Here is a 17911-nt window from a genome sequence, read left to right as displayed (position 1 = left end):
TCGGCCGACGGCGGTTCTGTCAACGGGATTTCCACCGGCGGCGAGCTGGCACGACATGATTTCCACTGCTGATACGCAGTGCGACAGGATGACTACGTGACTTGGAGCACATCTTGACCACCGGCCCCTCCGCCGCCCCGCACGATCTGGCGCGCATGCGCCGCGAGTACGAGCCCGCCGGCCCGCACCGCCCGGCCGTGCGCGAGGAACCCCTCGTCGAGGAGCACCTCGCCGCGGACTGGCCGACCCAGTTCGGCCGGTGGTTCGCCGAGGCGGTCGCCGCGCAACTGCCCGAGCCGAACGCGATGATCGTGGCCACGGCCGACCCGGATGGGCGGCCCAGCAGCCGCACCGTGCTGCTCAAGGGCTACGACGAGCGCGGTTTCGTGTTCTTCACCAACTACGGGTCGCGCAAGGGGCGGGAGGCGCTGGCCAACCCGTACGCCAGCCTGCTCTTTCCCTGGTTCGCGATGGGCCGCCAGGTGGTGGTCTGCGGCCGGATCGCCCCGGTGGACCGGCACGTCAGCGAGGAGTACTTCCGCGTCCGGCCGCGCGGGGCGCAGCTCGGCGCGTGGGCCAGCGCGCAGTCCTCGGTGCTGCCCGACCGGCAGGCGCTGGACGACGCGTACGCCGCCGCCGAGCAGTCGTTCCCGGCCGAGGCCGAGGTGCCGCTGCCCGAGCACTGGGGCGGCCTGCGGGTGGAGCCGGAGACCGTCGAGTTCTGGCAGGGCAGGCGCAGCCGGCTGCATGATCGGCTCCGTTTCCGCAGGGACACCGACGGCGGCGCGGACAGGTGGATCGTGGAGCGCCTCGCGCCCTAGAAAGCCATGTAGGGTGCGGGATCGTGACCAATTTTGCGCCGTCCGGCACCCAATGGACGATCAGCCACGGTGACCAGACCGCTACCGTCGTCGAGGTCGGCGGCGGTCTGCGCAGCTACTCGGTGGGCGGGGCGGAGATCCTCGACGGGTACGCCGAGTCCGAGCTCTGCCCGGCAGGCGCCGGCCAGTTGCTGATGCCCTGGCCGAACCGGATCCGCGACGGCCACTACCGCCACGGCGGTCAGGCGCTGCAGCTGCCGCTGAGCGAGCCGAGCCTGCACAACGCCATCCACGGCCTGGTCCGCTGGTTGTCCTGGCAGCCGGTGCGGCAGGAGGACGGCCTGCTCGTGGTCGAGTGCGTGCTGGAGCCGCAGCTCGGCTACCCGTGGCGGCTGGCGCTGCGGGTCGAGTACCGGCTGGACGAGCGCGGGCTGACCGTGACGCACCACGTCGCGAACCGCTCCGCCGACACCGCGCCGTTCGGCGTCGGCACCCACCCCTACCTGCGCATCCCCGGCCTGCCGGTGGACGAGCTGACGCTGACCGTGCCCGCCCGGACCCGGCTGCTGGTCGACGGCCGCATGCTGCCCATCGGCGCGGCCAAGGTGGCGGGCGGCGAATTCGACTTCACCGAGCCGCGGCGCATCGGCGCGCTGGAGCTGGACACCGCGTTCGGCGACCTGGTGCGCGACGACGAGGGCGGCTCGACGGTCACCATCGGCGTCCCGGACGGGCGCGCGGTGCACGTCTGGGCGGACCGCAACTTCCACTGGTGGCAGCTGTTCACCGCGCACACGCTGACCGGCGAGCGGCACCGCCGCGCGGTGGCGATCGAGCCGATGACCTGCCCGCCCGACGCGATGCGCTCGGGCCGGGACCTGATCGAGCTGGCCCCCGACGCGACCTGGCAGGGCGCCTGGGGGATCCGCGCCGACCTCGGGGCCTGAGCGTGGAGTTCGCCGACGTCGTGCGCCGGCGCCGGATGGTGCGCCGGTACGACGCGGACCGGCCGGTGCCGGCGGAGGCCGTGCACCGGCTGCTGAGCCACGCCGTCCGGGCGCCCTCGGCCGGCTTCGCCCAGGGCTGGGCGTTCCTGGTGCTGGAGACGGCGGACGAGCGCGAGCGCTTCTGGGCCGCGACGTCGCCGCAGCCCGGCGCGCGGACGCGCTGGCTGGCGAACATGCGCACCGCGCCGCTGATCATCGTGCCGCTGTCGAACAAGTCGGCGTACCTGGACCGGTACGCCGAGGCGGACAAGGGCTGGACGGATCGCGACGAGGCCCGCTGGCTGGTGCCGTACTGGCACGTCGACACCGGCATGGCCGCGCTGTTGATGCTGCTCACCGCAGTGGACGAGGGCCTGGACGGGTGCTTCTTCGGCATCCCGCCGCAGCGGCTCGACGCGTTCCGGGAGGCGTTCGCGGTGCCGGCGGAGTACACCCCGATCGGGGCGGTCAGCGTGGGCTACCGGGCGGCCGATCACCGCTCGGCGTCACTCGCCCGGGGGCGCAGGTCACTCGACGAGGTGGTCCACCGCGGGACCTGGGGATCGACCATCGAAGAGGCGCAGGCGTCGCCGGGTGCGCGCAACGTCGCCGACGGCGGCTAGGCTGAGCGCACTCGGTTTCCGGAGGGAGGGCAGGGCGCGTGATTTTCAAGGCGGTGCGCGACGGGCAGCCGTACCCGGAGCACGGGTACACCCTCAAGCAGTGGGCCGAGATCCCGCCGCGGCCGGTGTCGCTGAACCAGCTCATCACGATCAAGCTGGAGATGGCACTGGACCGGGTCCTGGCGGAGGACTCGACGTTCTACGGGGACCTGTTCCCGCACGTCGTGCAGTGGAAGGGCGAGCTGTACCTGGAGGACGGCCTGCACCGGGCGCTGCGCGCGGCGCTCCAGCAGCGCCATCAGATCCACGTCCGAGTGCTCGTGCTGAGCTGAGCTGCCGTTAAGGTGGCCCGGTGACGACTCCGGTGCTCCCCCTCGATCTGCTCGACCTGGACTCGCTGCTCACCGACGAGGAGCTGCAGATCCGCGCCGTGGTGCGGCGCCTGGTCGACGACAAGGTGCGCCCGCACGTGGCCGGCTGGTACGAGACCGGCCACGTCCCGGTGCGCGAGCTGGCCCGCGACTTCGGCGCGCTGGGGCTGCTCGGCATGCACCTGGAGGGCTACGGCTGCGCCGGGTCGTCCGCGGTCGCGTACGGGCTGGCCTGCCTGGAGCTGGAGGCGGCCGACTCGGGGGTGCGCTCGCTGGTGAGCGTGCAGGGCTCGCTGGCCATGTTCGCGATCTGGAAGTACGGCTCCGAGGAGCAGAAGCAGCGCTGGCTGCCCGGTATGGCCACGGGTGAGCTGATCGGGTGTTTCGGGCTGACCGAGCCCGACCACGGCTCCGACCCGGCGAACATGTCCACCCGGGCCCGCCGCGACGGCGACGGCTGGGTGCTGCACGGCGGCAAGATGTGGATCACCAATGCGCCGGTGGCGGACGTGGCGGTGATCTGGGCCCGCACCGACGAGGGCGTGCGCGGCTTCGCGGTGCCGATGGACACGCCCGGCGTGACCGCCAAGGAGATCACCGGCAAGCTCTCGCTGCGCGCCAGCGCCACCGGCGAGATCGTGCTGGACGAGGTGCGCCTGCCCGCCGACGCGATCCTGCCCGCCGCAGCCGGCCTGAAGGCTCCGCTGAGCTGCCTCACCGAGGCCCGCTACGGCATCGTCTGGGGTGCGCTGGGCGCGGCCCGCGACTGCCTGCACACCGCGATCGAGTACGCCGGCACCCGCACCCAGTTCGGCAAGCCGATCGCGGCCTTCCAGCTCACCCAGGCCAAGCTCGCCGACATGGCCCTCGAACTGCAGAAGGGCTTCCTGCTGGCGCTGCACCTGGGCCGCACGGCCGACCGGGGCGGGCTGCGCCCGGAGATGGTCAGCGCGGGCAAGCTCAACAACGTGCGCGAGGCCATCGCGATCGCCCGGCAGTGCCGCACCATCCTCGGCGCCAACGGCGTGTCCGGGGAGTACCCGGTGCTCCGCCACGCCAACAACCTGGAGAGCGTGCTGACCTACGAGGGCACCTCGGAGATCCATCAGCTGGTGCTCGGCCAGCGGCTCACCGGCATCGCCGCCTTCGCCTGACCCGCGCCCGCCGTCGTCGCGTATTCGTCCGACCGCAGAGGGTGCTTGTTGTCGGCGTCGGGTAATACCGTGGTGTCCGTACACCCCAGCGGTCAGACAGGAGACGTCACATGGGCGCCGCCGACGAGCCGACGCAGAACCTGCCGGAGTTCAAGCCCGGCCGGTCCCGGCCGACCGAACCGCTGCCCCGGCAGCGGCCCGACGACGAGGACCACGAGCCGGTCGCGCCGCCGCGCCGGTCGGGATTCGCCCGCGCGCTGCTGAGCCTGGTGGTCGTGCTCGGCCTGCTGGTCGGCGGCTACTTCGGGCTCACCGCGGCCGGGTTGATCCCGAAGTGGAGCAACCCGTTCGCCGAGCGCACGACCGACAACACGCAGCCGCCGCTGCTGCTGTCGATCAAGGACCTGAGCCGGTTCGTGGCCGCCGAGGGCAACTTCGAGGTCATCGTCGACCTCAAGCAGGACCGCAAGTTCATCCCGGACTGGCTGCTCAACCAGCGCACGCTGTTCGTGGCCGCCGGCACGGTCGAGGCGTACGTCGACTTCGCCAACGTTTCCGACGACAAGATCGTCGTGTCGCCGGACCGCAAGTCGGTGACGATCACGCTGCCGCCGCCGACGGTGGCCGAGCCGAAGCTCGACCTGGACCGCAGCTACGTCTTCGCCGAGGAGCGCGGCCTGATCAACCGGGTCGGCGAGTTCTTCGACGGCGACCCCAACCGCCAGCAGGAGACCCTGCTGAAGGCGGAGCAGGAGCTGGCCAACGCGGCGAAGAAGAGCACGCTGCAACAGCGGGCCGAGGAGAACACCCGCAAGATGCTGGAGAGCATGATGCGCTCGCTGGGGTTTACCACGGTCACGGTGATCTTCGACGGGGCGTGAGGTCAGGCCCGCGAGCCGGGTGCGCCCTTCGGGCCGAGCATGCGGTTCACCAGGTTCGCGGTGGCGCGCTGGATCCGGGAGTCGCGGTAGCCCCGGCGGTTGAGCGCGAGCGGCCAGTTGAAGGTGCCCGCGCAGAACACCACCGCGCCTGAGGCGGCCTCGTACACGCTGGTGTTCTGTACGGCGGGCTTGCCCTTCGTGGTCGTGTACGGCGAGGCGGACAGCAGGGTCTGCACGCCGTCGGCGAACGGGAAGCGGGCGTCGCGGCCGTCCGCCTCGCCGCCCACCAGCCTGCGCAGCGACATCCCGTCCCGGACGCCGGTGCCCTCCCACATCCAGTGGTCGGCCTGCTGCACGATCAGCGGCGCGGATTTCGCGACGACGCCGTTGTACTGCACACCGAGCAGCCGCTGCTCCGCGTCCTCCGGGCCGAGGGAGCGCCAGGTGACGGTCGCCCGCCGCGTCGGCGTGCTCGGATCCTCCTGCGAGCTCTTGTAGCACGTGATGGTCCGGTTCGGCCGTCCGTCGCCGGGCTCGTAGCGGATGTTCCAGTAGATGTTGTTGGCGGCGAGGAAGGCCAGGCTGGTCCCGCCCGCCACCGCGGCCTCGGTGACCGCTCGCATCTGCGCCGACCAGTACTCGTCGTGCCCGGGGAAGATCAGCCCCGCGTGCCGGAGCGGATCGACCCGCCCGAGATGCAGGTCCACGCTCGTGGCGTACGTCACGTCGTAGCCGCTGCGCTCGGCCCACTGGATCAGGTCGTAGTCGGTGTCGAACAGGTAGGGCAGCCCGGAGCCGCTGTAGGGCCGGTCGAAGGAGACCTTGCGGGACCGCTCCTCGTTGCCGAGCACACCGTCGAGGCGGTAGCCCTGGTAGAGGTTGCGTCCGAGGCGGCCGTCGCGCGGCCAGGGGTTGTAGGCCTGATACGTGGAGAACGGCAGCACGACGCAGAGGTTGCCGCTGCGGCGTTCGTCGCGGACGACGAAGACGGTGTGGCTGCGGTGGTTCGAGGCGGTGGTGAACACGGCCACGTACATGCCTGACACCCAGCCGGCCGGCACTTTCAGGGTCCACGCCGCCGGCCAGTCGCAGGTGATGATGTTGGTCTTGACCGCGCGTTCCGCCTCCGGCTGCGGCCTGCCGTTCAGGATCGGGCTGCTCACCATGTGCCGGGCCCCGGCGCCGTCGTAGTGGCCCAGCCGGAACACCTCGATGCGGTACGGCTCGGCGTCGGCGACGTGCACGTGGAAGTCGATCGACTCGCCGTGGCCGACGCTGGTCTCCGAGGCGTAGGCCGCGATCTGCTGCTGCACGTCGTCGGCGCTGCGGAAACCGGGGTCGTCGGCGAGCCAGCGCTTGCCCACGGGGCGGCTGTTCTCGGCGGGGATCGGGTTGGCGGTGCGGGGCGCCTCGGTGCGGGTCGGGGCGGGCTTGGGAACCGGGGGCGCGATCACGGGTTCGCCGGTGCGCTGCTGCGGCACCCCGGCGCCGTTGGGCTTGCCGGGGCTTTCGCCGCAGCCTGCCAGCACACCGGCGGCACCCGCGGCCAGCCCGATGGCGGCACGACGCGAGACAGAAGGCATGACGAAACTCCCCGTGGCGACGTCACCGGCACCGTGCTCGATGACCGTCCGCTCGGGTGGAGAAGTTCGCCGATCATTTCGTCGGACGGGGGTGCCGAGGGGGAGGTCAGAGGGGCGCGGAACCGGTTTGCGCGAAGAGTACTCGGCTGACGGCCCGCCCGGTAGTAGAGCTACTGTTGACCGTCCGTTCCAGCGTCGGAAGGCACATCCGTGATCAGCGTGTTCGACCTCTTCAAGATCGGAATCGGGCCCTCCAGCTCGCACACGGTCGGGCCGATGCGCGCGGCGAACCGGTTCGCGACCGGGTTGAAGGCGGATGGACTGCTCAGCGGCGTCGCCATGGTGCGCGCCGAACTCTTCGGCTCGCTGGGCGCGACCGGGCACGGGCACGGCAGTGACAAGGCGGTGCTGCTAGGCCTCGCCGGAGACGACCCGGAGACGGTCGACACCGCCACCGCCGATGCCCGGTTCCGCGAGATCAAGGCCGCGGGCCGGGTCCGGCTGCTCGACATCGAGGACGCGAGTTTCGAGCTGACCCTGCACCGCCGCCGCTCGCTGCCGTACCACCCGAACGGCATGACGTTCGCCGCGTTCGACGCCGCGGGGACGTGCGTGCGCGAGCGCACCTACTACTCGGTCGGCGGCGGCTTCGTGGTCGACGAGAACGCGGCCGGGGCAGACCGGATCAAGGTGGACGACACGCCGGTCCGCTTCCCGTTCCGGACGGGCGTCGAGCTGCTGCAGCTCGCCAAGGACACGGGCCTGCGCATCAGCGACATCGTGCTGGCCAACGAGCTGTCCTGGCGCTCTGAGGCCGACGTGCGGGCGGGGCTGCTGCACATCTGGCAGGTCATGCAGGACTGCGTGGAGACCGGCTGCACCGTCGAGGGCACCCTGCCCGGCGGGCTGAAGGTGCGCCGGCGCGCCGCCGAGCTGCACCGCACCCTGTCGAAGGAGCACTTCACCACCGACCCGCTGCGGGTCATGGACTGGATCACGCTGTTCGCGCTCGCCGTGAACGAGGAGAACGCCGCCGGCGGCCGGGTGGTCACCGCCCCGACCAACGGCGCGGCCGGCATCGTGCCCGCGGTGCTGCACTACTACGCGCGGTTCGTGCCGGGCGCGAACGACGACGGCGTGATCCGCTTCCTGCTGACCGCCGCCGCGATCGGCGTGCTGTTCAAGGAGAACGCGTCCATCTCCGGAGCCGAGGTCGGCTGCCAGGGCGAGGTCGGCTCGGCCTGCTCGATGGCGGCGGCCGGGCTGGCCGAGGTGCTCGGCGGCACGCCGGAGCAGGTGGAGAACGCGGCGGAGATCGCGATGGAGCACAACCTGGGGCTCACCTGCGACCCGGTGGGCGGCCTGGTGCAGATCCCGTGCATCGAGCGCAACGCGGTGGCCAGCGTCAAGGCGATCACCGCGGCCCGGATGGCGATGCGCGGCGACGGCAACCACTTCGTCTCCCTGGACAAGGTGATCAAGACGATGCGGGAGACCGGCGCCGACATGAAGGTCAAGTACAAGGAGACCGCGCGGGGCGGCCTCGCCGTCAACGTGATCGAGTGCTGAGGAAGCCGCATTCACCCGTCTGAGTGCGGCCCGCGTTGTTAGCGTTGACGCGATACCGGACGCGGGCCCGCGCCGGCCCTGCCGCACGGGGGGCGATGCCGACGTGACGCTGCTCAGCCTGATCCTGCCCGCCTACAAGGTGCAGTGTTATCTGCGCGAGTGCCTCGATTCGATCCTGGACCAGGGCTTCGGCGACCTGGAGGTGATCGCGGTCGACGACCGGTCGCCCGACCACTGCGGCGAGATCCTCGACGAGTACGCGGCGCGGGACCCCCGGGTGAAGGTGCTGCACCTGGCGCAGAACGTCGGGCTGGGCGAGGCGCGCAACGCGGGGCTGGCGCGGGCGACCGGCGAGTACGTCTGGTTCGTCGACACCGACGACACGCTCACCCCGGGCTCGCTGGAGAAGGTCGCGCAGGCGCTGCGTGAGCAGGCTCCGGACGTGCTGATCGTGGACTTCGAGCGCACGTACCCGATCGGCCGGCCGCGCCGCAGCAGGCTGCGCCGGACGCTCGCCGCAGCGGTCGGGCCCAACGGGGCCGACCTGCAGGCCCGCCCGGGGCTGATCAAGAGCATCCACACCGTGTGGAACAAGATCGTCCGGCGGGACCTGCTGGCCAAGCTCGACCTGCGGTTCGCCCCCGGCTGGTACGAGGACGTCTCCTGGACCTACCCGCTGCTGGTCGGCGCGGAGCGGATCCACACGCTGGAGGAGGTCTGCTACGCCTACCGCCAGCGCCGCCAGGGCGCGATCACCCGCACCGTGAACCCCCGGCACCTGGAGGTCTTCACCCACTGGGAGCGGGCCTGGGAGCTGATCGACCGGCAGGGCGGCCGGGCCGACCCGGTGCGTCCGGTGCTGTTCGCGCGCATGATCTGGCACCTGATGCAGACCGTCGGCAACGCGGACCGGCTGCCACCGAACCTGCGCAAGCACTCGTTCCTGCGTACCGCCGACATGTTCGCCCGCTACCTGCCCCCGGGCGGTTTCGCGCCGCCGCGCGGCGCGGACGGGCTGCGCTACCGCCTGGTCTCGCGGCGCGCCTGGCGCTCCTACGCGGCACTGCAGGCGGTGCGGCGCGCCCAGCGCAGGGTGCAGGAGACCCTCGCCGCGCTGCGGGAGCGCCCGGAGCGCGGCGGCCTGGGCCTGCTCGCCCATGCCTACTACCGGCTGCAGCTGCGGCTGCCGCTCGACCCGAATCTGGCCGGGTACGCGGCGTACTGGTACCGCGAGGTCTCCTGCAACCCGGCAGCGGTCGAGCAGGCGGCCCGCGGCCTCGCCCCGCACGTGCGCGGGGTGTGGGTGGTCGGCAGGGACGCGACCCGTGCGGTCCCCCCGGGCACCGCGCACGTGGTCGAGGGCTCGCGGCCGTACTACCGGCTGCTCGCCCGCGCGAAGTACCTGGTCAACAACGTCAACTTCCCGGACTTCGTCCGCAAGCGGCCTGGGCAGGTGCACCTGCAGACGCACCACGGCACCCCGGTCAAGGCCATGGGCCTGGACGGGCAGCACCATCCGGCGGGCGCGAAGCACAACTTCGCGGCCCTGCTGCGCCGGAGCGACCGCTGGGACTTCAGCGTCAGCGCGAACGCGCACAGCACCGAGGTCTGGGACCGGGCGTACCCGTGCGCCTTCGAGGCGCTGGAGACCGGCTATCCCCGCAACGACCGGCTGGCCCTGGCCGGCGCGGCCGAGTCCGCGGCGGCGCGGGCGGCGCTCGGCATCCCGGCCGACGAGACGGTCGTGCTGTACATGCCCACGTCCCGCCCGGAGCCGGGACGGCTGCCGGCGTTCGACGCGCCCGCACTGGCCGCGGCGCTGGGCCCGCACGGGCGGGTGCTGGTCCGCGGCCGGCACGTGGCCGCCGCGTCCGGTTCGAGCGACCAGGTGCAGGACGTGTCCGGTCATCCCGCGGTGGAGGACCTCTACCTCGCCGCGGACATCATGGTCACCGACTACTCGTCGGCGATGTTCGACTTCGCGGTGCTGGACCGGCCGATCGTGCTCTACGCGCCCGACTGGGCGCGGTACCGGGCGGCCCGCGGCGCCGAACTCGACGTGCTCGCCCACGCTCCGGGGCCGGTCGTCGGCAGCCTGCCGGAACTGTTGTCGCTGCTGCGGGACGGCCGCGCGGGCGAGCAACGCGAACGCCGCAGGGCGTTCCGCGAGCGCTTCTGCGCCTGGGACGACGGGCACGCCGCCGAGCGGGTGGTACGTCGGGTCTTCCTCGGCGAGCAGGTCACTCCGCCGCGACTCCCTGATGCCGTCCGGGCACGTTCGGTAACTCTTTGACTTGCTACAGCGGATGGTGTGGCCGCCTGACGACGGACCCGCCGCGCCGGGGATGACACGGCTCTTCCCGGAACTGGATCGTGATCCGCTCCGGACCTCGCCGAATACACCCTCCGAAAAAGACACGGTGTGTTCGCGGACGATTCCGCAGCGTCGTGAACTGCGCGGTGGGCAAGGTAATACGTCCGTGACCGCCTGAACATGGAACGTTTACCCGATAGGAAGACGGGTTATTTTTCGAGAGTGTGTCCAGATTCGGGGCCGGATCGAGGGCTGTGGGAGGAGACGGTGACAACCGTCGCGCTCAAAGACGTCACCAAGGTTTTTCCAGATGGGACCGTAGCGGTCGACAACGTCAGCCTGGACGTGGCCGACGGGGAGTTCATGGTGCTGCTCGGCCCTTCGGGCTGCGGCAAGTCGACCGTGCTGCGCATGGTCGCCGGGCTTGAGGACCCCAGCAGCGGCGCCATCATGCTCGACGGCCAGCTGGCCAACCAGCTCCCGCCGCGCGACCGGCGCATCGCCATGGTCTTCCAGGACTTCGCGCTGTACCCGCACATGACCGTGGGCGAGAACATCGGCTTCCCGCTGCGGCTGTCCGGCATCGAGCCGGAGCCGCGGGCGGAGCGGGTCGCCGACGTGGCCAGCGCCCTGGGCATCGGGGACGTGCTCGGCCGCAAGCCGAGCCAGCTGTCCGGCGGCCAGCGCCAGCGGGTGGCCATGGGCCGTGCCATCGTGCGCCGCCCCGGCCTCTTCCTCATGGACGAGCCGCTGTCCAACCTCGACAGCGGCCTGCGTGCCGAGCTGCGCGCCGAGATCTCCGGCCTGGTCCGCGAGCTGGGCGTGAGCACCGTGTACGTGACGCACGACCAGGCCGAGGCGCTGACCATGGCCGACCGGGTCGCCATCATGCGCAAGGGCGTGCTGCAGGACGTGGGCACCCCGACGCAGGTGTACGGCAAGCCGGCCACCCTCTACGTGGCCGCCTTCCTGGGCAGCCCGCGCATGAACCTGCTGGAGGCGTCGGTCTACGTGCACCTGGACCGCTACGTCCAGCTCAACCTGGGCGAGCAGTCGCTGTACCTGAAGTGGGACGACATCCGCGCCCGCGCCGTGTCGCACTTCCACGGCGAGCGCATCGTCATCGGCGTACGGGCCGAGGCCCTCACGCCGGTCGCCCCGGACACCCCGGGCGACGTGCTGCAGGGCCGCATCCGCTACCTGGAGCACCACGGACACGAGTCGCTGGCCTTCGTGGACATCGGCGCGACCGCGGTCGTGGTCGACGAGATCGGCCGGTCCGCGGCCGAGCAGGAGGAGCACGGCTCCCGGCTGCGCCGCTTCGGCCACGTCATCAACCGGATGAAGGGCCGCTCGAACGGGGCGGCGACATCAGTGGTCGAGCGGCCGTCACACCGTGAGCGGGAGAGCGTTCTCTCCGACCCGGGCCGCCACCACCGGCGGGCTGCCGAGCTGGCGGTGCGGCTCGCGCCGTACCCGCAGATCGCCTCGGGCCACCCGCTGTCCATCGCGGTGCGCATGGACGCGCTGCACTTCTTCGACGAGCGCGGTGACCGGATCGACGTCGGCTGGCGCTGACGGGTCACCGCACCTCGCGGTTCAAGATCGCCGTTCGGGTCGAAATCTGGGTTCGCACCGCAGATTTCGACCAGGAACGGCGATCTTCTTTCCGCCTTGCCCGGCTAGTTACCGGTGGGTAACATGCGGGCATGACGATCGACGCCAACGCCGTCGCCGAGGGCCTGCTGGCCACTGTGCCGTTCGCGCGCACCATCGGCACCCGGTTCACCGAGATCACCGTGGACGCGGACGGCGTCCGCGCCGTCGCCACGCTGCCCGACGACCACGCCACGCACAACCACGTCGGCGGCCCGCACGCCGGTGCGATGTTCACCCTCGCCGAGACGGCCTCCGGCGCGATCGTGCTCGCCGCGTTCGGCGACCAGCTGCACCGGGCCACGCCGCTCGCGGTGCGCGCGGAGATCGCGTACAAGAAGCTGGCGATGGGTGAGGTCAGCGCGACCGCCACCCTGTCGCGGCCGCCCGCGGACGTGGTGTCCGAGCTGGATGCCGGACTGCGGCCCGAGTTCGAGGTGAACATCGTCATCACCGACGCCGCGGGTGTGACCACCGGCGAGATGACCATCGTCTGGACCCTGCGCCCCCACCGCTGAATCTCTCGGCTGGGCGCGCATCCCGTTCCCGGCCGAGCCCGGCATCCGGCAGGGTCGGCGCGGTCGCGCAGCGCACCAAGATCGTTCGACTTGCCAGGCAGGTGTGCGAATGGGCGGTCAAGATACGCACAGGTGCCGGGCAAGTCGAACGATCAAAGCGTGGTCGAGGCGGGTCGTGGCGGCGCGCGGCCGGATCACGTGACCGCGCGTACGGCCGGAACGGTGCCCGCCGAGGTGTGGCGGGTGGTGCTGCGCAGACCCCAGCGGATGACGTGTGGTGCCACCAGCCCTGCCGCCGCGAAGATCGCCGCCAGGACGGTCCAGCCCGGCGCGCCCCAGCCGATGACCAGCGCCGTGATCAGCGGCGGCCCCACCATGTTGCCGATCTGCCGCCCCGTCTGGTGGACGCCCTGATACTGGCCCTGGGCCCAGTCCGGGGCGAGGTCGAAGACGACCGCGAAGGTCGCGCTCGACAGCCACAGCTCGCCCAGCACGTGCACCACCGACGCCCCCAGCACCAGCACCGTCACCAGCCACGACGGCCGCCCCGCGGACAGGCCGAACAGGACGCACGAGGCGGCCACGACCAGCGCCCCGCGGCGGGCCACGCCGACCGCGTCCGCCGCGGTGTGCGTGCCGCGTGACGCCCACACCTGCAGGGTCACGCAGCCGATCGTGTTGACCAGCAGCGCCGCGGAGACCAACGCGACGGAGGCGCTCGTGTACGCGACCAGCCATAGCGGCAGCGCCAGGCTCAGCACCTCGTTGTAGAGCGCCGCCACCACCCCGTCGAGCAGCGCGAACGTCAGGAACGGGCGATCGCGCAGGGCGACCATGCGTGGCCTGCCCGGTGGCGCCGACGCGGGGGCCACGGCCGTGACCCGGGTGACGACGGCCGCCGCGAGCAGGAACGTCACCGCGTTGCCCAGCAGCACGGCCAGGTAACCGGCGCGCGCGTCGAGCAACAGCGGCAGGCCGCCGGCGAGGGTGCCCAGCGCGATGCCGGCGTTGTTCGTGGATCTGATGAAGGCCCTGGTGCGCACCCGCTCGGCCGGTGGCACCGCGCCCGCGATCATCGCCCCGTTCGCCGCCTTCACCGTCGCGTCGGCGACGGCGATCACGCAGGCGATCAGCACGTACGACCAGAGGTGGTGGACCTGGGTCAGGCCGGTGAAGCAGGCGGCGAGCACGATCAGCGCCCCGATCTGCACCTGCTTCGGGCCGCGGCGGTCGGCGAGGTAGCCCATGGGGGTGGTGAGCACCATGCCGGCCAGGGCGGCGGCGCTCAGGCCGATCGCCACCTCGGCGGGGCTCAGGCCGACCGAGCGGGTGAGGAAGAGCGCGCTGGTGGTGAGGTAAGCGCCGTTGCCGAAGGTGTTCACCAGGGTGGCGAACATGAGGACGCGAGGGGTGCCCGGGGCGGGGAGGAGCTTGCTGATCACGCTCTGGATTTAACAATACGTACGTACGGTTTGTAAAGCGGAAGGGGCTTGAGCAGGGTGGAGAACACGGCGGAACGCCCCGACGACCTCGTACCGCGAGATGTCCCGCCAGTCGCTAGACTGTGCACTCGCGCCCTCGTAGCTCAGGGGATAGAGCAACGGTTTCCTAAACCGCAGGTCGCAGGTTCGATTCCTGCCGGGGGCACCAGGTCAGACCACTGATCAACAATCATTAAGCCTCTTCTGCCTAGCTGCGTGCGCGTCGTGTCCGAACCATGATGCGATGCAAGTTGTCGGCTCAGAGCAGTTCCGGCGGTGCGACCAGGAGGACGGCGCGCGCAGGCTTGCCGGCTGGCTGGGAGAGGGTACTGACATGGCGATCTTCACGGAGGAGGAAGAGGAACGCGGCCGCATCGACTGGGAGGTGTTCCACGACGGAGGCGTTGGGGCGTTCCGGGCGGCGGCGAGACTCGACGGCGCGATCCGTGAATTGCGCGAACTAGGCTACGGCGTCGCGGAGGTGCCAGGCCTCGCGTCAGCGGTCCCACCCTTTGGCACCCGAACGCACCCGGCACCGGCCGATGGGCACCATCCGTCGGCCGCATTGCTGACCGACCTGCTCGGCCAGGTCTCGATGCGCTACTGCGGGTGGTCGGCAAAGAACCTCGATGCGCTCTGCGACACTCTTCGCTATATCGACTTCTCCGGCGTGACCGGATGGGTGCTCGTTCTGCGGGACTTCGACCAGTTCCTCGCCGCCGACTCCTGGTGGGCGACCACCGCGGTCGACGTCATCGCGCAGGTTTCACGCGAGCACCTGATGCGTGGCCACCGGCTCATGGCACTACTGCACGCCGAGGACCAGGCACCGGAAGTCGGGAAGGTCGGCGGATTCAAGGTGTGGTGGCAGTAGCCCTACGTTCCGTGAAAGCGTCAGGTCTGGCAGTGAACGGCGCTGCGGTCGGGCCTCACGCGAAATACGCGTGCGGGTCGCCGGACCCGGCGGGCATCCTGTGCGGATGGCCGCCTTCGACCATGAGCGGGACAGGCACCGTCTCGACTACCGCCTGCTGACCCAGTCCCCCATCGCCCGGGTCGGTACCGCCGATGTGCTGGCCGACGTGATGGGCTGGCTGCGTGGCGAGGGATACCACCTCATCGAGATCGAGGCCGCTTGGCTGATCTCCGCACACATGTTCCGCGACCTGACCGCGATGTCATGGAACGACTGCCCGTCCGACAGATGCTGGCAGTGCCTCGGCGGATCGGTGGGCGGAATCCTCGCAGACGCTCCCGCGGAGGCAACCGGGGTCGTCCTTGTGCTCAAGGCATTCGGCGTCTACGCGGGGCAGCGATACAGCGATGCCATGACCCTGCTCGACACAGTGGCGGACTGCGCCTGGCGCGCGATGGCACACGGCCGCCGTGTGCTCTGCCTGGCCCACATCGAGGCCGCGGACATCCCGCTGCGGCGGTCAGGTTGGTTCATGGAGGGCAACGCCGAATGGGCCTGGGCGGACCACCTCGCCAGGCTGAAGCGGCAGAACTGAACTGCTCGTGCCGTACTGGCTGAAAGGCATCGGCAAGAGGTCGAGGAGGTAGCCCAGCGACGGAATCCGCCCGGCGTCGCCACCGAGCACATCCAGGAGTAGTTCGAGCATCCCGCCGTCGTAGCGCTCGACCGAGCGCATGGGGATGTCCGCTACGACGCAGGTCCAGGTGTCCGGGTCGGCGGCGGTGATCTCCCAGCACAGCTCGTACTCGCCGTTGACCGTGCCCCATGCGAACAGCTCGCCGGGCTGGTTGCCGAACCGGGGGAGATCCGGTTCGTCGTTCGTCGCATCGTTGCGGGCCATCAGTTGTTCGACGTAGGCCCGAGTGTCACCGAGGAGGAAGAACTCGGGGTCGAACGGGTGGAACACCTGCACCATGCCGAACGCGCCGGGCGGGAACAGCTCGACGTAACTCTTGAAATCAGCCGGGAAGGCATGGCTGAAAGCGATCTCCAGCGCCCGCCAGTTCGGCAGGTGTGGCCAGTGACCTGTCCAGCCGGTCAACCCGGCCAGCTGAGCGGCGCGCGTGCGGTGGGCGGTCACGTACGGCATCCAGGCTCAGGGCGTGGGCAGCGCCGCGCGTCGCGGGTCAACTCTGCACCTCCGATGGGACACGGGGTCCCGTATGCGTTCGAATGTTAGCCATGCCGAGTCACGGGGGAGCGTCGATCGGCCTCGCCGACTCGCCGACCGGGAGCTGTGGCAGGGCTGATTCGCGAGCGCTGCTTCACCGCACATCGGCCCAGGTTTGGGGCGCCAACTTCGTCAGCTGGACCCAGCCGTGGCCTCACCTCTCGACTATGCGCACTACCTCGCGGCCCGCGCGTACGGCGGGCTTTCGCCGCAGGATCTCCTGCAACGCCAGTGCCACTTTCAGCTCCGCGACGGTATCGATCTCCAGGACCTGGTTGGGTGCCGTCGCCTCAGTGATTCTTATGCGGACCACTCGATATACGGGTTCGCGCATCTGCTCCTCCCCTGTTGGGGAGCCGGAGACCTGATTGCGAGCCATGGCCTCCGGCTCCAGGACGCATCCCATGCCTCCCCTGGGGCTGGATGCGTCACTGAACAGAGCCTCGCCGAGGACATAGCCACGCGTCATTGGCACTTCCCGAGGCGTATCGTGGGAAGTGCCAACTCCAATATCAGTACGTCAGCCGCACCGCGTCGGCGAGTTCACGCATGTCCGGAGTCAGCCTTCGTCGCCGTTCGATCATCTCGCGCACGATGTCTCGGGCGTAACGCTGTTGTACCAACCATTCCGGTGCGCGGGCCCGGATGGTGAACATGGTCCCTACGGCCTCGCCCGCCAGCCCCAATCGGACCTGAGCCTTCGCGACGTCGAGCAGGTGCCTGTTCCAGTTGTCCGAAGCGTGGACGATGCTGGCGGGCGGTATCCCTGCGGAAAGCGCCAGCACCCGGTCAGGTCGGTCGTCGACCATCGCCAGCTCTGCTTGCTTGGCCTGGACCAGGAACGGTCCGAAGGGGCGTAGAAAGTCGCCGGTCGGCTGGAAATCGCGTCCGGCGACGAGTGCGGCGGCTTTGGCCAGACGCATCGCGTCGGCAGACTCCCCGGGTTGGTTGTTCCGGATCGCCGCCATCGCGATCCTGATCAACATCCAGCCCCACGCGGCCAGTTCGCGATGCGTGGAGCTGGACAATTTCGGCTCCAGCTCGTCGGCCCACTGAGTCGCCAGGCTGATGCAATCGTCGAGCCGTCCGCGCCGTACCAGCAGCCAGGTCAGGTTATGCACCGCCGCCGAGGCGTCGAAGGAGTCCTGGGCATCGGCCAAAGCCCGTGTCAGAGCCGCCTCTGCCGCGTCGTACTGGTGGGTATGTACGAGAAGGCCGCCGGTCAAGGTGAACACCCGGCTGCGAATCGGCCTCCCCTCCTCGCCAAGCGCCCGGACATCTCGGATCAGAGCGGGTAGGACGGGCAGCATCGCCGAGAACTTGTTGCCCCGGAACAGAGGCGTGAGCTGTTCGAATGCGGCCGTCACACCTGACAGGGTCGGACTCTCGCCAGGTTGCGGCAGGTCATCGCTCAGCGAATTGCGTACCGTCGCCCAGCGGTCGACGTCATCCGGCGTGGCGGGCTCGGCTTCACCGCCGACCGCCAGTGTCGTCGTCGAGACATGCAAGGTGAGCGCCAGTCTTCGCAGTGTTTCCAGGCGCGTGTCGGTGACCTCGCCCTGCTCGATCTTTCGGATGAGCGAGATCGAGACGCCGGACCGCGCGGCAAGCTCGCGCTGGGTGAGCCCTTGGCGTTTGCGAACTGATCGGAGTCGATCGCCGAGACCGGCCATGGCGTCAGGTTACTCGGGATCGTCGTGGGTGTGCGCACTCGGCGACGTGAGATCGAGGCGGTGGCAGGTGTCGATCACCCGGCTGACGCGGATTCGAGGCGGCCTACGTCACCGGGTGCCACGTACGCGCACTA

Annotated in this window: 16 protein-coding genes and 1 tRNA gene; 13 read left to right on the top strand and 4 right to left on the bottom strand. The window is 70.4% G+C overall.

The features are described from left to right. Positions 1–155 precede the first annotated feature (155 nt). The 6 genes from pdxH (at position 156) to ACFQO7_RS13110 (ending at position 4836) form a co-directional block, all read left to right on the top strand. Complete coding sequence (pdxH, locus tag ACFQO7_RS13135; protein ID WP_376806733.1) at positions 156–821, top strand: pyridoxamine 5'-phosphate oxidase; 666 nt, start codon at positions 156–158, stop codon at positions 819–821. A 23-nt stretch (positions 822–844) separates the two neighbouring features. Continuing rightward, positions 845–1768 carry an aldose 1-epimerase family protein gene (locus ACFQO7_RS13130; RefSeq protein WP_376806616.1) on the top strand — a complete coding sequence of 308 codons (924 nt, stop codon included), beginning with the start codon at positions 845–847 and terminating at the stop codon, positions 1766–1768. A gap of 2 nt (positions 1769–1770) precedes the next feature. Beyond that, complete coding sequence (locus ACFQO7_RS13125) at positions 1771–2430, top strand: nitroreductase family protein (protein WP_376806615.1); 660 nt, start codon at positions 1771–1773, stop codon at positions 2428–2430. 38 nt (positions 2431–2468) lie between these two features. Beyond that, entirely contained in the window at positions 2469–2762 is a 294-nt protein-coding gene (locus ACFQO7_RS13120) for a type II toxin-antitoxin system VapB family antitoxin (protein ID WP_203695662.1), read from the top strand. A gap of 32 nt (positions 2763–2794) precedes the next feature. Continuing rightward, the gene (locus ACFQO7_RS13115) at positions 2795–3955 is read left to right on the top strand and encodes an acyl-CoA dehydrogenase family protein (protein WP_376806732.1); all 1161 of its coding nucleotides are present in this window, start codon (positions 2795–2797) and stop codon (positions 3953–3955) included. A 110-nt stretch (positions 3956–4065) separates the two neighbouring features. Next, entirely contained in the window at positions 4066–4836 is a 771-nt protein-coding gene (locus tag ACFQO7_RS13110; protein WP_376806614.1) for a DUF4230 domain-containing protein, read from the top strand. A 2-nt stretch (positions 4837–4838) separates the two neighbouring features. On the opposite strand, the gene ACFQO7_RS13105 is transcribed toward ACFQO7_RS13110, so the two are convergent. After that, complete coding sequence (locus tag ACFQO7_RS13105) at positions 4839–6419, bottom strand: N,N-dimethylformamidase beta subunit family domain-containing protein (RefSeq protein WP_376806613.1); 1581 nt, start codon at positions 6417–6419, stop codon at positions 4839–4841. Between the two features lie 210 nt (positions 6420–6629). On the opposite strand from ACFQO7_RS13105, the gene ACFQO7_RS13100 reads away from it, so the two are divergent. From ACFQO7_RS13100 to ACFQO7_RS13085, 4 genes are all read left to right on the top strand, one after another. Next, the gene (locus ACFQO7_RS13100; protein WP_361043567.1) at positions 6630–7988 is read left to right on the top strand and encodes an L-serine ammonia-lyase; all 1359 of its coding nucleotides are present in this window, start codon (positions 6630–6632) and stop codon (positions 7986–7988) included. Between the two features lie 103 nt (positions 7989–8091). Further along, entirely contained in the window at positions 8092–10281 is a 2190-nt protein-coding gene (locus ACFQO7_RS13095; RefSeq protein WP_376806612.1) for a bifunctional glycosyltransferase/CDP-glycerol:glycerophosphate glycerophosphotransferase, read from the top strand. Positions 10282–10569: 288 nt separating this feature from the next. Further along, on the top strand, positions 10570–11880 hold the full coding sequence (locus ACFQO7_RS13090; protein ID WP_376806611.1) for an ABC transporter ATP-binding protein: 1311 nt from the start codon (positions 10570–10572) through the stop codon (positions 11878–11880). Positions 11881–12011: 131 nt separating this feature from the next. Further along, on the top strand, positions 12012–12476 hold the full coding sequence (locus ACFQO7_RS13085; protein WP_376806610.1) for a DUF4442 domain-containing protein: 465 nt from the start codon (positions 12012–12014) through the stop codon (positions 12474–12476). A gap of 194 nt (positions 12477–12670) precedes the next feature. Here the strand turns inward: ACFQO7_RS13085 and ACFQO7_RS13080 are convergent, their stop codons facing one another. Then, positions 12671–13918 (bottom strand): MFS transporter, encoded by a 1248-nt coding sequence (locus ACFQO7_RS13080; protein WP_376806609.1) that lies wholly within the window; start codon positions 13916–13918, stop codon positions 12671–12673. Positions 13919–14050: 132 nt separating this feature from the next. Here ACFQO7_RS13080 and ACFQO7_RS13075 point away from each other — a divergent pair. From ACFQO7_RS13075 to ACFQO7_RS13065, 3 genes are all read left to right on the top strand, one after another. Beyond that, positions 14051–14126, top strand: a tRNA-Arg gene (locus tag ACFQO7_RS13075). A gap of 165 nt (positions 14127–14291) precedes the next feature. Then, the gene (locus ACFQO7_RS13070) at positions 14292–14831 is read left to right on the top strand and encodes a barstar family protein (protein ID WP_376806608.1); all 540 of its coding nucleotides are present in this window, start codon (positions 14292–14294) and stop codon (positions 14829–14831) included. Between the two features lie 106 nt (positions 14832–14937). After that, positions 14938–15468 (top strand): hypothetical protein, encoded by a 531-nt coding sequence (locus ACFQO7_RS13065; protein WP_376806607.1) that lies wholly within the window; start codon positions 14938–14940, stop codon positions 15466–15468. Here ACFQO7_RS13065 and ACFQO7_RS13060 read toward each other — a convergent pair. Both ACFQO7_RS13060 and ACFQO7_RS13055 read right to left on the bottom strand, forming a co-directional pair. Then, the gene (locus ACFQO7_RS13060) at positions 15394–16014 is read right to left on the bottom strand and encodes a hypothetical protein (protein ID WP_376806606.1); all 621 of its coding nucleotides are present in this window, start codon (positions 16012–16014) and stop codon (positions 15394–15396) included. The two genes, ACFQO7_RS13065 and ACFQO7_RS13060, sit on opposite strands and share 75 nt — an antisense overlap. 602 nt (positions 16015–16616) lie before the next feature. Beyond that, the gene (locus ACFQO7_RS13055; protein WP_376806605.1) at positions 16617–17777 is read right to left on the bottom strand and encodes a helix-turn-helix domain-containing protein; all 1161 of its coding nucleotides are present in this window, start codon (positions 17775–17777) and stop codon (positions 16617–16619) included. Positions 17778–17911 lie beyond the last annotated feature (134 nt).

Origin of the sequence: Catellatospora aurea (assembly GCF_042663325.1) — a bacterium.
Classification (GTDB): Bacteria; Actinomycetota; Actinomycetes; order Mycobacteriales; family Micromonosporaceae; genus Catellatospora; species Catellatospora aurea.
Note: the sequence above shows the minus strand (reverse complement) of the source record. Positions and strands in the feature narration are given on the sequence as shown.

What these genes read in the sequence shown, in the direction of transcription:
- pdxH (WP_376806733.1), top strand. Translation starts at nt 156, where the DNA reads ATGCGCCGCGAGTACGAGCCCGCCGGCCCGCACCGCCCGGCCGTGCGC.
- ACFQO7_RS13110 (WP_376806614.1), top strand. Translation starts at nt 4,066, where the DNA reads ATGGGCGCCGCCGACGAGCCGACGCAGAACCTGCCGGAGTTCAAGCCC.
- ACFQO7_RS13105 (WP_376806613.1), bottom strand. Translation starts at nt 6,419, where the DNA reads ATGCCTTCTGTCTCGCGTCGTGCCGCCATCGGGCTGGCCGCGGGTGCC.
- ACFQO7_RS13085 (WP_376806610.1), top strand. Translation starts at nt 12,012, where the DNA reads ATGACGATCGACGCCAACGCCGTCGCCGAGGGCCTGCTGGCCACTGTG.
- ACFQO7_RS13070 (WP_376806608.1), top strand. Translation starts at nt 14,292, where the DNA reads ATGGCGATCTTCACGGAGGAGGAAGAGGAACGCGGCCGCATCGACTGG.
- ACFQO7_RS13065 (WP_376806607.1), top strand. Translation starts at nt 14,938, where the DNA reads ATGGCCGCCTTCGACCATGAGCGGGACAGGCACCGTCTCGACTACCGC.
- ACFQO7_RS13055 (WP_376806605.1), bottom strand. Translation starts at nt 17,777, where the DNA reads ATGGCCGGTCTCGGCGATCGACTCCGATCAGTTCGCAAACGCCAAGGG.